The 14,241-nt window shown below is 59.5% G+C and carries 9 protein-coding genes and 4 tRNA genes; all 13 read right to left on the reverse strand.

Going from position 1 to position 14,241, the window contains the following annotated elements; all coding sequences use genetic code 11:
• Nucleotides 1-74: 74 nt before the first annotated feature.
• The 13 genes from rpoC to AB3X86_RS29810 all read right to left on the reverse strand — a co-directional run bounded on the left by rpoC (nucleotide 75) and on the right by AB3X86_RS29810 (nucleotide 14,009).
• Nucleotides 75-4,313: a DNA-directed RNA polymerase subunit beta' gene (gene rpoC, locus AB3X86_RS29750; protein ID WP_368598745.1), complete on the reverse strand. Its 4,239-nt coding sequence runs from the start codon at nucleotides 4,311-4,313 to the stop codon at nucleotides 75-77.
• A gap of 21 nt (nucleotides 4,314-4,334) precedes the next feature.
• Nucleotides 4,335-8,441: a DNA-directed RNA polymerase subunit beta gene (gene rpoB / locus AB3X86_RS29755; protein WP_368598746.1), complete on the reverse strand. Its 4,107-nt coding sequence runs from the start codon at nucleotides 8,439-8,441 to the stop codon at nucleotides 4,335-4,337.
• Nucleotides 8,442-8,810: 369 nt separating this feature from the next.
• A complete protein-coding gene (rplL, locus tag AB3X86_RS29760; protein WP_018420143.1) occupies nucleotides 8,811-9,188 on the reverse strand; it encodes a 50S ribosomal protein L7/L12 in 378 nt (125 codons plus the stop codon).
• A gap of 63 nt (nucleotides 9,189-9,251) precedes the next feature.
• Nucleotides 9,252-9,755, reverse strand: a complete 504-nt coding sequence (rplJ, locus tag AB3X86_RS29765) for a 50S ribosomal protein L10 (RefSeq protein WP_176110093.1) — start codon at nucleotides 9,753-9,755, stop codon at nucleotides 9,252-9,254.
• 304 nt (nucleotides 9,756-10,059) lie between these two features.
• Nucleotides 10,060-10,758: a 50S ribosomal protein L1 gene (rplA, locus tag AB3X86_RS29770; RefSeq protein ID WP_013090766.1), complete on the reverse strand. Its 699-nt coding sequence runs from the start codon at nucleotides 10,756-10,758 to the stop codon at nucleotides 10,060-10,062.
• A complete protein-coding gene (rplK, locus tag AB3X86_RS29775) occupies nucleotides 10,759-11,190 on the reverse strand; it encodes a 50S ribosomal protein L11 (protein ID WP_368598747.1) in 432 nt (143 codons plus the stop codon).
• 160 nt (nucleotides 11,191-11,350) lie between these two features.
• Nucleotides 11,351-11,908 carry a transcription termination/antitermination protein NusG gene (gene nusG, locus AB3X86_RS29780; protein WP_075303275.1) on the reverse strand — a complete coding sequence of 186 codons (558 nt, stop codon included), beginning with the start codon at nucleotides 11,906-11,908 and terminating at the stop codon, nucleotides 11,351-11,353.
• A 1-nt stretch (nucleotide 11,909) separates the two neighbouring features.
• Nucleotides 11,910-12,290: a preprotein translocase subunit SecE gene (secE, locus tag AB3X86_RS29785; protein WP_368598748.1), complete on the reverse strand. Its 381-nt coding sequence runs from the start codon at nucleotides 12,288-12,290 to the stop codon at nucleotides 11,910-11,912.
• A gap of 35 nt (nucleotides 12,291-12,325) precedes the next feature.
• Nucleotides 12,326-12,401, reverse strand: a tRNA-Trp gene (locus AB3X86_RS29790).
• A gap of 64 nt (nucleotides 12,402-12,465) precedes the next feature.
• On the reverse strand, nucleotides 12,466-13,656 hold the full coding sequence (gene tuf / locus AB3X86_RS29795; protein WP_013090760.1) for an elongation factor Tu: 1,191 nt from the start codon (nucleotides 13,654-13,656) through the stop codon (nucleotides 12,466-12,468).
• 62 nt (nucleotides 13,657-13,718) lie between these two features.
• A tRNA-Thr gene (locus tag AB3X86_RS29800) sits at nucleotides 13,719-13,793 on the reverse strand.
• A gap of 16 nt (nucleotides 13,794-13,809) precedes the next feature.
• Nucleotides 13,810-13,883, reverse strand: a tRNA-Gly gene (locus AB3X86_RS29805).
• A 40-nt stretch (nucleotides 13,884-13,923) separates the two neighbouring features.
• Nucleotides 13,924-14,009, reverse strand: a tRNA-Tyr gene (locus AB3X86_RS29810).
• Nucleotides 14,010-14,241: the final 232 nt, after the last annotated feature.

Genomic DNA, 14,241 nt, shown 5'->3' on the forward strand with positions numbered 1-14,241 from the left:
CAAAAAAAAGCCGCTCAGTCGAAACTGAGCGGCTTTCGTGGCTCGTCAGGCAAGGCGGCTTGCGCCGCCAGCGCTTACTCGCCCGAGTGCTGCTGCTCTGCAGCCGGGGTTTCCGGCGTACCGAATTCGAACGACTCTTCCGCTGCGATCTGATCGAAACGCTCGCGGTCGGCTAGTTCCTTGCTCTTGCGCGCCTTGTGGAACGCGAGGCCGGTACCGGCCGGAATCAGACGGCCGACGATCACGTTTTCCTTCAGGCCACGCAGGTCGTCGCGCTTGCCCATGATCGCCGCTTCGGTCAGCACGCGGGTCGTTTCCTGGAACGACGCCGCGGAGATGAACGAATCGGTCGACAGCGACGCCTTCGTGATACCGAGCAGCACGTTTTCGTACGTTGCCGGACGCTTGTCTTCCGCGATCATACGGTCGTTCTCGTCGAGCATGTCCGACCGCTCGACCTGTTCGCCCGGGATGAAACGCGTATCGCCGTTGTCCGTGATCTGGACGCGGCGCAGCATCTGACGCACGATCACTTCAATGTGCTTGTCGTTGATCTTCACGCCTTGCAGACGGTACACGTCCTGCACTTCGTCCACGATGTAGCGCGACAGCGCCTCGACGCCCTGCAGACGCAGGATGTCGTGCGGATCCGCCGGTCCGTCGACGATCATTTCGCCCTTGTTGACGACCTGACCATCGTGCACCAGAACCTGCTTTTCCTTCGCGATCAGGAACTCGTGCTGGTTGCCCTCGAGGTCCGTGATAACGAGACGCTGCTTGCCCTTCGTGTCCTTACCGAACGACGTCGTACCCGTGACTTCCGCCAGGATACCTGCATCCTTCGGCGAACGTGCTTCGAACAGTTCCGCCACACGCGGCAGACCACCGGTAATGTCACGCGTTTTCTGCGATTCGGTCGGGATACGTGCAAGCACTTCACCGACCTGCACCTGCTGACCGTCCTTCACGGTGATCAGCGCGCCGACCTGGAAGCCGATCTGCACCGAGTGCTCGGTGTTCGGGATCTTCACTTCCTCGCCGTTCGCATCGAGCAGCTTGACCTGCGGACGCACCGTCTTCGACGCCTGCGAACCACGACGCTTCACGTCGATCACGACGAGCGTTGACAGACCCGTCACGTCGTCGATCTGCTTCGCGACCGTCACGCCTTCCTCGACGTTCTCGAACTTCACCGTACCACCGTACTCGGTGATGATCGGACGCGTCATCGGATCCCAGGTGGCCAGTTGCGTGCCGGCCTTGATCTGCGCGCCGTCGAGCTGCAGCAGCGTGGCGCCGTACGGCACCTTGTGACGCTCGCGCTCGCGGCCGTGATCGTCGGTGATCATCGCTTCGCCCGAACGCGAGATGACGATCTGCTCGCCCTTCGCATTCGTAACGTAACGCATCGTCGACGTGAAACGCACCGTACCGTTCGACTTCGCTTCGACCGAGGAAGCCACCGCCGCACGCGACGCCGCGCCACCGATGTGGAACGTACGCATCGTGAGCTGCGTGCCCGGTTCACCGATCGACTGCGCTGCGATAACGCCGACCGCTTCGCCGACGTTCACCAGCGAGCCGCGGCCAAGGTCGCGACCGTAGCAGGCCGCGCACAGACCATAACGGGTTTCGCAGGTGAGCGGCGTGCGCACGCGGACTTCGTCGATGCCGAGGCGTTCGATATCTTCGACCGCGTCTTCGTCGAGCAGCGTGCCCGCTTCGAAAAGCGTTTCCTGCGATTCCGGGTTGACGATGTCAGCCACGGCCACGCGACCCAGAATACGGTCACGCAGCGCTTCGACCACTTCGCCGCCTTCCACGAGCGCCTTCATTGCCACGCCGTTGGACGTGCCGCAATCTTCCTCGACGACGACCAGATCCTGCGTCACGTCGACCAGACGACGCGTCAAGTAACCCGAGTTCGCGGTCTTCAGTGCCGTATCAGCCAGACCCTTACGTGCGCCGTGGGTCGAGATGAAGTACTGCAACACGTTCAGACCTTCGCGGAAGTTCGCCGTAATCGGCGTCTCGATGATCGAACCGTCCGGCTTCGCCATCAGGCCGCGCATACCAGCCAGCTGACGGATCTGAACCGCGGAACCACGAGCGCCCGAGTCCGCCATCATGTAGATGGAGTTGAACGACTCCTGACGCGTCTGGTTGCCGTCACGGTCCATGACCGGTTCCGTCGACAGCTGCTCCATCATCGCCTTGCCGACCGCTTCCGACGTTGCCGACCAGATGTCGACCACGTTGTTATAGCGTTCCTGCGCGGTGACGAGACCCGACATGTACTGACGGTCGTATTCCTTCACCTTCTTCGCGGCATCGCCGACGATGGTTTCTTTCTGCGGCGGCACGAGCATGTCGTCGACGCAGATCGAAATACCGGCGCGCGTTGCCAGGCGGAAGCCCGACTGCATCAGCTGGTCGGCGAAAATCACCGTCTCACGCAGACCGCACTTGCGGAACGCGGTGTTGATCAGACGCGAGATTTCCTTCTTCTTCAGCGGCTTGTTCAGCACCGAGAACGGCAGACCCGGCGGCAGGATTTCCGACAGGATCGAGCGGCCAACCGTGGTCGCGTACAGCGTGATCTTCGGCACGAACGCCGGCGCGCCTTCCGACTTGTCTTCGTTGTGGACCATTTCGGTGATCCGCACGTTGACGCGCGATGCAAGCTCGACTTCCTTGTTCTCGTACGCGCGCAGCACTTCCGACACGCCCGTGAACGTCAGGCCTTCGCCCTTGCCGTTCACCGCTTCACGCGTCGCGTAGTACAGGCCGAGCACGATGTCCTGCGACGGCACGATCGACGGATCGCCGTTGGCCGGGAACAGCACGTTGTTCGACGCGAGCATCAGCGTGCGCGCTTCCATCTGCGCTTCGAGCGACAGCGGCACGTGAACGGCCATCTGGTCACCGTCGAAGTCGGCGTTGAACGCCGCGCAGACGAGCGGGTGCAGCTGTATCGCCTTACCTTCGATCAGCACCGGCTCGAAAGCCTGGATGCCGAGACGGTGCAGCGTCGGCGCGCGGTTCAGCATGACCGGATGTTCGCGGATCACCTCTTCAAGGATGTCCCACACGACCGGCGTCTGGTTCTCGACTTCCTTCTTCGCAGCCTTGATGGTGGTAGCGACACCCATCACTTCGAGCTTGTTGAAGATGAACGGCTTGAACAGTTCGAGCGCCATCAGCTTCGGCAGACCGCACTGATGCAGCTTCAGCGTCGGGCCGACCACGATCACCGAACGGCCCGAGTAGTCGACGCGCTTACCGAGCAGGTTTTGACGGAAGCGACCGCCCTTACCCTTGATCATGTCTGCGAGCGACTTCAACGGACGCTTGTTCGCGCCGGTCATCGCCTTGCCGCGACGGCCGTTGTCGAGCAGCGAGTCGACGGCTTCCTGCAGCATCCGCTTTTCGTTGCGGACGATGATCTCAGGCGCCTTCAGCTCGAGCAGACGCTTCAACCGGTTGTTACGGTTGATCACGCGGCGATACAGGTCATTCAGGTCCGACGTCGCGAAACGGCCGCCGTCGAGCGGCACCAGCGGACGCAGTTCCGGTGGCAGCACCGGCAGCACTTCGAGGACCATCCAGTCCGGCTTGATGCCCGAACGCTGGAATGCCTCGAGCACCTTCAGGCGCTTCGCGTACTTCTTGATCTTCGCTTCCGAGCCGGTGTTGCGCAGCTCCGTGCGCAGCATTTCGACCTGCTCGTCGATGTTGATCGCGCGCAGCAGCTCGCGAATACCTTCCGCGCCCATTTCGGCACGGAATTCGTCGCCGTATTCCTCGACCTTGTTGTAGTAATCCTCTTCAGTCATGATCTGCCGCGCTTTGAGCGGCGTCATGCCCGGATCGATCACCACGTATGCTTCAAAGTACAGCACGCGCTCGATGTCGCGCAGCGTCATGTCGAGCACCATGCCCAGACGCGACGGCAGCGACTTCAGAAACCAGATGTGCGCAACCGGCGAGGCCAGTTCAATGTGGCCCATGCGCTCGCGACGCACCTTCGCGAGCGTCACTTCGACGCCGCACTTCTCGCAGATCACGCCGCGGTGCTTCAGGCGCTTGTACTTGCCGCAAAGGCATTCGTAGTCCTTGATCGGACCGAAAATCTTCGCGCAGAACAGACCATCGCGCTCCGGCTTGAACGTGCGGTAGTTGATGGTTTCCGGCTTTTTGACTTCACCGAACGACCACGAACGGATCTTGTCCGGCGAGGCCAGACCGATCTTGATCGCGTCAAAAACTTCAGGTTGTTGGACTTGCTTGAATAGATCGAGCAAAGCTTTCATCGCTTCTCTCCAGTAGTCCGATTAGTTCCGGTCCAGGTCGATGTCGATACCCAGCGACCGGATTTCCTTCACCAACACGTTGAACGACTCAGGCATGCCGGCATCGATCACGTGATCGCCCTTGACCAGGTTCTCGTAAACCTTGGTCCGGCCCGTCACGTCGTCCGACTTCACCGTCAGCATTTCCTGCAGCACGTACGATGCGCCGTACGCTTCGAGCGCCCACACTTCCATTTCACCGAAACGCTGGCCACCGAACTGCGCCTTACCGCCCAACGGCTGTTGCGTCACGAGCGAGTACGGACCCGTGGAGCGCGCGTGCATCTTGTCGTCGACCAGGTGGTGCAGCTTCAGGTAGTGCATGTAGCCGACCGTCACCGTCCGTTCGAACATCTCGCCCGTGCGGCCGTCAAACAGACGCACCTGGTTCTTCGACGGCGTCATGCCGAGGTTGTCAGCGATCTCGTCCGGGAACGCCAGATCCAGCGCGCGCGACATTTCTTCTTCCGTCGCACCGTCGAACACCGGCGTTGCAAACGGCACACCTTCGCGCAAATTCTTCGCCAGTTCGAGGATTTCGTCGTCGCTGAAGCTGTCCAGCTCTTCGGCGCGGCCCGATTCGTTGTAGATCTTGATCAGGAATTCGCGCAGTTCAGCGATCTTCGCCTGCCGCTGCAGCATTTCGCCGATACGCCAGCCGAGACCCTTCGCGGCCCAACCCAGATGCACTTCGAGAACCTGACCCACGTTCATCCGCGACGGCACGCCGAGCGGGTTCAGAACGACGTCAGCCGGACGGCCGTCGGCCATGTACGGCATGTCTTCGATCGGCACGATCTTCGACACGACACCCTTGTTACCGTGACGGCCTGCCATCTTGTCGCCAGGCTGCAGACGGCGCTTCACTGCCAGATACACCTTGACCATCTTCAGCACGCCCGGCGGCAGTTCGTCGCCCTGGGTGAGCTTCTTGCGCTTCTCTTCGAACGCAAGGTCGAACTGGTGACGCTTCTCTTCGATCGAGTTCTTGATCGCTTCGAGCTGGGCCGCTGCTTCTTCATCCGCGAGGCGGATGTCGAACCAGTGGTAGTGGTCCAGATCTTCGAGGTAAGCGCGCTCGATCTTCGTGCCCTTCGCGAGCTTCTTCGGACCGCCGTTCGCAACCTTGCCTTCGAGCATTCGCGCGAGACGCTGGAACGCATCGCCTTCTACGATACGCAGCTGGTCGTTCAGGTCGAGACGATAGCGCTTCAGTTCATCGTCGATGATCTGTTGGGCGCGCTTGTCGCGCTGGATGCCTTCACGCGTGAACACCTGAACGTCGATCACGGTACCGCTCATGCCCGACGGCACACGCAGCGACGTGTCCTTCACGTCAGATGCCTTCTCACCGAAGATCGCGCGCAGCAGCTTTTCTTCCGGCGTCAGCTGGGTTTCGCCCTTCGGCGTGACCTTGCCGACCAGCACGTCGCCCGCTTCGACTTCCGCGCCGATGTACACGATGCCCGACTCGTCGAGACGGCCAAGCTGCACTTCCGCGAGGTTCGAGATGTCGCGCGTGATTTCTTCCGGTCCGAGCTTCGTGTCGCGAGCAACGACATTCAGTTCTTCGATGTGGATCGACGTGTAACGGTCGTCCGCCACCACCTTCTCCGAGATCAGGATCGAGTCTTCGAAGTTGTAGCCGTTCCACGGCATGAACGCGATCAGCATGTTCTGGCCGAGCGCGAGCTCGCCCAGATCGGTCGATGCGCCGTCAGCCAGCACGTCACCTCGCGCAACCTTGTCGCCCATCTTCACGATCGGACGCTGGTTGATGTTCGTGTTCTGGTTCGAACGCGTGTATTTGATCAGGTTGTAAATGTCGACACCAACTTCACCTGCGACCGCTTCGTCGTCGTTCACGCGAATCACGATACGGCCCGCGTCGACGTAATCGACCACACCGCCACGCAGTGCCTGAACCGTCGTGCCCGAGTCGACCGCCACGGTGCGCTCGATGCCCGTACCGACAACCGGCTTTTCCGGACGCAGACACGGCACCGCCTGACGCTGCATGTTCGAGCCCATCAATGCGCGGTTCGCGTCGTCGTGCTCGAGGAACGGAATCAGCGAGGCAGCGACCGACACGATCTGCGACGGTGCTACGTCCATGTACTGGATGCGGTCCGGCGTGACCATCAGCGTTTCGCCCGCTTCACGCGACGACACGAGTTCGTCGGTCAGCGTGCCGTCGTCGGCCACCGCCGCGTTCGCCTGAGCGATCACGTAACGGCCTTCTTCGATCGCCGACAGGTAGTCGATCTGGTCGGTCACCTTGCCGTCCGCAACCTTGCGATACGGCGTTTCGAGGAAGCCGTATTCGTTCAGGTGCGCGTACAGAGCGAGCGAGTTGATCAGACCGATGTTCGGACCTTCCGGCGTTTCGATCGGGCACACGCGGCCGTAGTGGGTCGGATGCACGTCGCGGACTTCGAAGCCGGCGCGCTCACGCGTCAGACCGCCCGGGCCCAGCGCGGAAACACGACGCTTGTGCGTGATTTCCGACAGCGGGTTGGTCTGGTCCATGAACTGCGACAGCTGCGACGAACCGAAGAACTCGCGAATCGCCGACGAGATCGGCTTGGAGTTGATCAGGTCGTGCGGCATCAGGTTTTCGCTTTCGGCCTGGCCGAGGCGTTCCTTCACAGCACGTTCGACACGCACGAGGCCCGCACGGAACTGGTTCTCTGCGAGTTCGCCGACGCAACGCACACGACGGTTGCCGAGGTGGTCGATGTCGTCCACTTCGCCCTTGCCGTTGCGCAGTTCCACGAGGATCTTGATCGTCGCGAGGATGTCGTCGTCCTGCAGCGTCATCGGGCCGACGATTTCGTCACGGCCGACGCGGCGGTTGAACTTCATACGACCCACCTTCGACAGGTCGTACGCTTCTTCGCTGTAGAACAGGCGGTTGAACAACGCCTCGACCGCTTCTTCGGTCGGCGGCTCGCCCGGACGCATCATGCGATAGATTGCAATGCGCGCGGCCATCTTGTCGGCCGTTTCGTCGATACGCAGCGTCGACGAGATATACGGACCCTGGTCCAGATCGTTCGTGTAGAGCGTCTGGATGTCCTTGATCTTCGCTTCGCGCAGCTTCTCGAGCACGGATTCCGTGATTTCGTCATTCGCATTCGCGATGACTTCGCCCGTATCGCCGTCGATTACGTTCTTCGCGAGCACGCGGCCGAGCAGATAATCTTCCGGTACCGAGATGAACTTGGTCTTCGCGTTGTCGAGATCGCGAATGTGCTTGGCGTTGATCCGCTTGTCCTTCTGGACGATCACGTTGCCGTCGCGGTCCGTGATATCGAAGCGCGCGACTTCACCGCGCAGACGCTCCGGCACGAATTCCATCTGCGCGCCTTCCGGCATCAGCGTGAAATTGTCGAACACGAAGAAGTTTGCGAGGATCTGTTCCGGCGTCAGGCCGATTGCCTTCAGCAGGATCGTGACCGGCATCTTACGGCGGCGGTCGACGCGGAAGTAAAGCACGTCCTTCGGGTCGAACTCGAAGTCGAGCCACGAGCCACGGTAAGGAATAATACGTGCCGAAAACAACAACTTGCCCGAGCTGTGCGTCTTGCCCTTGTCGTGCTCGAAGAACACACCCGGCGAACGGTGCAGCTGCGAAACGATCACGCGTTCCGTGCCGTTGATGACGAACGAACCGGTCGGTGTCATGAGCGGGATTTCGCCCATGTACACTTCCTGCTCCTTCACTTCCTTGACGACCGGCTTGCTCGGCGATTCCTTGTCGAGCAGCACCAGACGTACCTTGGCGCGCAGCGCCGAGCAGTACGTCAGACCGCGCTGCTGGCATTCCTTGATGTTGAATGCTGGCGGCGACAGCATGTAGCTGACGAACTCGAGACGCGCGAAGCCGTTGTGCGAAACGATCGGGAAAACAGAAGTAAACGCGGCCTGCAGGCCTTCCGGCTTGCGTTGCGTAGACGACGTATCTGCTTGCAGAAACGTGCTGAATGATTCAAGCTGGGTAGCCAGCAGGAAAGGTACTTGGTGAACGATGGGGCGCTTCGCAAAACTCTTGCGAATACGCTTCTTCTCGGTGAAGGAATATTGCATACGATCTCCGAATCACGGCGGGCATAGTTGTCGAGGCAGGATACCTTGATGAGACAACCCGAGTGTTCACCGACTGAGACCCGATGGCCGTCCGATGGCTTGAACGAGCCTAGAAGCTTGGTGGTTGGCCGCTACCAACCGCTGGCTGACGGCAGCGGATGCCTGTGTTGCCCGCTACCCGACCAAACTTGCCTTCTGCAGTCGCTTCAGAAGACAAAGAGAAACACCGGTCAATATTACGGAAGGCGTTTTTCTTTGGCTTCTGGAAATTACATTTCTGCTGGCGTACACCTGCAAAAACGCGTCCTCCACAAAGCACAAAAAGGCCGGCGGTGAAAAACCGCCAGCCTTCGCACAGCGCGTTGAAGCTTACTTGATTTCAACCTTCGCGCCGGCTTCTTCCAGCTTCTTCTTGGCTTCTTCAGCAGCAGCCTTGGGCACCGCTTCCTTAACGGGCTTCGGTGCACCATCGACCAGATCCTTCGCTTCCTTCAGGCCGAGACCCGTCAGTTCGCGAACAGCCTTAATTACCGAAACCTTGTTTGCACCGGTTTCAGCCAAGATGACCGTGAATTCGGTCTGCTCTTCAGCAGCAGCTGCGCCGCCGGCTGCACCTGCCGGGCCTGCCACTGCAACAGCAGCTGCCGACACGCCAAACTTTTCTTCGAACGCCTTGACCAGCTCGTTCAGTTCCAGAACCGACATCGAGCCTACGGCTTCGAGGATGTCTTCTTTTGCGATTGCCATTTGAAATACTCCTAAATTGAATTCGGATACAGCCAGCGATCAATTACGCTCGACTGAAGTGCATTACGCAGCGGTTTCTTCGCCTTGTTTCTTTTCTGCCAGCGCGGCCAAGGCGCGCGCAAAGCCCGAAACAGGTGCCTGCATAACGAACAACAGCTTGGAGAGCAGTTCCTCGCGGCTCGGGATGTTTGCCAGCGCTTGCACGCCAGCCTTGTCCATCACCTTGCCTTCGTAGGAACCAGCCTTGATGACCAACTTGTCATTGCCCTTGCTGAAGTCATTGACGACCTTAGCAGCAGCAATTGCATCTTCCGAGATGCCGTAGATCAGGGGGCCAGTCATCTGCTCTGCCAGCGGAGCAAACGGGGTACCCTCAACGGCGCGACGCGCCAGCGTGTTCTTCAACACGCGAAGGTAAACCTGTTGCTCGCGCGCTTTCGCGCGTAGCTTGGTCAGATCGCCAACCGCGATTCCACGATACTCAGCCAGAACCACGGTCTGAGCTTTCGCGACTTGCGCGGCAACCTCAGCGACGACGGCCTGCTTGCTTTCTTTGTTGAGTGGCACGGTTAACCTCCAGATTCGATACACGCAGCGTGCGCCTTGTGTACCGCGTTCAATAACGGCGTCCGACCAGTCAGGAGTATTTCGACCGTCTTAAGCCCGCATTCCTACGGACATCGGACGGCTTCATCACTACAAAACCTTTTCGGGTTCGCCATCTGCGTTGGCCTTACATTAAGGACCCGCCTACCCGCTGCGTGCCCGCCAACGGTCTTTGACAACCGGTTGCGCAATGCAGACTGCCACCTCGCAACCGCCCAAAGCCCTTAAAAAACCGCCCCGATTCGCACCAGAGCGGCCAAATTCATTACTGTGCAGCGATCGACGTCTGGTCGACGCGAACGCCCACACCCATCGTGCTCGACAGCGCGACCTTGCGGAGGTACACGCCCTTGCTCGTTGCCGGCTTCGCCTTTTGCAGCGCTTCGATCAGCGCGTTCAGGTTGTTGCGCAGGGCTGCCGGTTCGAACGAAGCACGGCCGATCGTTGCGTGGATGATACCGGCCTTGTCGACACGGAATTGCACCTGACCCGCCTTGGCGTTCTTGACCGCAGTCGCGACGTCCGGGGTGACCGTGCCAACCTTCGGGTTCGGCATCAGGCCTCGCGGCCCCAGGATCTGACCGAGCGTACCGACAATACGCATCGTGTCCGGCGAAGCGATTACGATGTCGAAGTTCAAGTTGCCGGCCTTGACCTGTTCAGCCAGGTCTTCCATACCCACGACGTCAGCACCAGCGGCACGAGCCTGCTCAGCCTTGTCCCCCTGCGCGAACACAGCGACGCGCACCGACTTACCGGTGCCAGCCGGCAACACGACCGACCCACGAACCACTTGATCCGACTTCTTTGCGTCGATCCCGAGTTGCACGGCGACGTCGATCGACTCGTCAAACTTCGCGCTTGCACATTCCTTCACGAGCGACAGAGCATCCTCAATCGGATACAGCTTCTGACGATCCACTTTGGCTGCAAATGCTTGCAGACGCTTCGAAAGCTTAGCCATTTACACGCCCTCCACGGTGATGCCCATCGAGCGGGCGCTACCAGCGATTGTACGAACCGCTGCATCCAGATCAGCAGCCGTCAGATCGGGCATCTTGGTCTTGGCGATATCTTCGGCTTGAGCGCGGGTCATCTTGCCGACCTTGTCGGTATGCGGCTTGCTCGAACCCTTGTCGAGCTTCGCTGCCTTCTTGATCAGAACCGTTGCCGGCGGCGTCTTCAGGACGAACGTGAAGCTCTTGTCTGCGAATGCCGTAATCACGACAGGAATCGGCAGACCCGGCTCCATTGCTTGAGTCTGCGCGTTGAACGCCTTGCAGAACTCCATGATGTTCAGGCCGCGCTGACCCAGTGCCGGACCAACCGGCGGCGACGGGTTGGCTTTACCTGCAGGAATCTGCAGCTTGATAAAGCCGATAATTTTCTTTGCCATTTCGAGAACCTCTTTGGAACGCCGACCTACGTGCGGACGCTCAGTGAGTAGTAGCGCGTGTTCGCCGACAGTTGGCTAATTACGCTCCTCAACGGCCATTACGCGGACCGTAAGCGCGAAATACGGAATGCACCTAGCGATGCGTTCCGTAAAACTTGGACTACAACTTTTCGACCTGACCGAATTCCAACTCGACCGGCGTTGCCCGGCCGAAGATCGTAACGGAAACACGGACTCGCGACTTTTCGTAGTTCACTTCTTCGACGCTGCCGTTGAAATCTGTGAACGGGCCTTCTTTTACCCGCACCATCTCGCCTACTTCGAACAGGGTCTTCGGACGCGGTTTCTCCACGCCCTCCTGCATCTGCGACATGATCTTTTCAACTTCCCGAGGGGAAATCGGACTCGGGCGGTTGCGCGCCCCGCCTACGAAGCCGGTCACCTTCGCCGTGTTCTTCACGAGGTGCCACGTTTCATCTGTCATTTCCATCTCGACCAAAACGTAGCCGGGAAAAAAACGACGTTCCGTCACTGATTTGTGACCACCCTTTACCTCAACAACTTCTTCTGTGGGAACGAGGATCTGCCCGAACTGATCCTGCATGCCAGCCCGCTCGATGCGCTCCTGGAGCGCTCGCTGCACACTCTTCTCCATACCTGAGTATGCGTGCACCACGTACCAACGCTTGCCACTCGGGGATGCCGGAGTATCACTCATATCATTTCCAACCCAGAATCGCCGAGAAAATCGCCCACTCGATGGATTTATCACAAACCCAGAGAAAGATGGCCATCACGACTACGAAGCCGAACACTACAAGCGTCGTTTGCGTGGCTTCTTTGCGAGTCGGCCAAACGACCTTACGGACTTCTTTATACGAGTCTTTGGCGAAAGCGATGAAACCCTTGCCCGGCGCCGAGAGAAGCCCGACTGCGGCACCCGCGATCGCACCAATGGCCAAGGCAGCTCCGCGGATGTACCATTCCTGGCCACCAAGCCAGAAGAACCCCACGAACCCGGCCAAGACCAGCAACACACCGGCGATCAACATCATCTTGTCGCCGGATGTATTTACAGTTTCGACGGAAGGATTCGCCATAACACCTTAACGAAGCGCCACTACGACGCGATAGTTGGCAGGGGCAGAGGGAATCGAACCCCCAACCTTCGGTTTTGGAGACCGACGCTCTGCCAGTTGAGCTATACCCCTAAACCATTTGGGGTTGACGACACCGCCAACCCCGATACAACCGATTGTCGAGAACTGTCTGGCGTTACTCGATGATCTTTGCGACGACACCAGCGCCGACCGTACGGCCGCCTTCGCGGATTGCGAAGCGGAGGCCTTCTTCCATCGCGATCGGGTTGATCAGCTTCACCGTGATCGACACGTTGTCGCCCGGCATCACCATTTCCTTGTCCTTCGGCAACTCGATCGAGCCCGTCACGTCCGTCGTACGGAAGTAGAACTGCGGACGGTAGTTGTTGAAGAACGGCGTGTGACGGCCGCCTTCGTCCTTGCTCAGCACGTACACTTCAGCCGTGAAGTGCGTGTGCGGGTTGATCGAACCCGGCTTGGCCAGAACCTGACCACGCTCCACGTCTTCACGCTTCGTGCCGCGCAGCAGGATACCAACGTTGTCGCCGGCCTGACCCTGATCGAGGAGCTTGCGGAACATTTCCACACCCGTGCAGGTCGTCTTGGCCGTTGCACGGATGCCGACGATCTCGATTTCCTCGCCGACCTTGATCACGCCACGCTCGACGCGGCCCGTCACCACCGTGCCACGACCCGAGATCGAGAACACGTCTTCCACCGGCATCAGGAACGAACCGTCAACCGCGCGCTCCGGCGTCGGGATGTACGTGTCCAGCGCGTCGGCCAGGTTCATGATCGCCACTTCGCCCAACTCGCCCTTGTCGCCTTCCAGCGCCAGCTTGGCCGAACCCTTGATGATCGGCGTGTCGTCGCCCGGGAAGTCGTACTTCGACAGAAGTTCGCGAACTTCCATCTCGACGAGCTCCAGCAGCTCAGCGTCGTCCACCATGTCGCACTTGTTCAGGAACACGATGATGTACGGAACGCCAACCTGACGCGCCAGCAGGATGTGCTCACGCGTTTGCGGCATCGGGCCGTCAGCAGCCGAGCACACCAGGATCGCGCCGTCCATCTGCGCCGCACCCGTGATCATGTTTTTCACGTAGTCAGCATGGCCCGGGCAGTCAACGTGTGCGTAGTGGCGGTTAGCCGTTTCGTACTCGACGTGCGCGGTGTTGATGGTAATGCCGCGCGCTTTTTCTTCCGGCGCCGCGTCGATCTGGTCGTACGCCTTCGCTTCGCCGCCAAACTTCTGCGTCAGAACCGTCGTGATCGCTGCCGTCAGCGTGGTCTTGCCGTGGTCAACGTGACCGATCGTGCCCACGTTCACGTGCGGCTTGGTCCGCTCAAACTTACCCTTGGCCATTTTCGACTCCTAAGAGGATTTTCCGTACGTTGCGCCGGGCGCAAACAATCACCGATTACTTCTGGTGCCCATGGGCAGGATCGAACTGCCGACCTCTCCCTTACCAAGGGAGTGCTCTACCACTGAGCCACATGGGCGCTACATCTGTGCTGCTGGAGCGGGTGAAGGGAATCGAACCCTCGTCGTAAGCTTGGAAGGCTTCTGCTCTACCATTGAGCTACACCCGCAAGGATCATGGATTCCCAACAACTACTGCAACTTGCATTCTGGTGGAGGAGGTTGGATTCGAACCAACGTAGGCGTAAGCCAACAGATTTACAGTCTGCCCCCTTTAGCCACTCGGGCACCCCTCCGCAGAGAACTGATGATTATGGGGGAACAACATCCTTTTGTCAAGACCTGCTTGACCGTTCCGATCCCAACGCTCTCACTTATATAGTGATTGGCTGTTAGCTTTCCGTAAACGCAAAAACCCCACCGCTGCGGGTGGGGTTTCTGGCTTTTGGGGGAGCCTGACGATTACCTACTTTCACACGGGCAATCCGCACTATCATCGGCGTGGAGTCGTTTCACGGTCCTGTTCGG

Origin of the sequence: Paraburkholderia sp. BR14374, from assembly GCF_040948685.1 — a bacterium.
GTDB lineage: Bacteria > Pseudomonadota > Gammaproteobacteria > Burkholderiales > Burkholderiaceae > Paraburkholderia > Paraburkholderia youngii.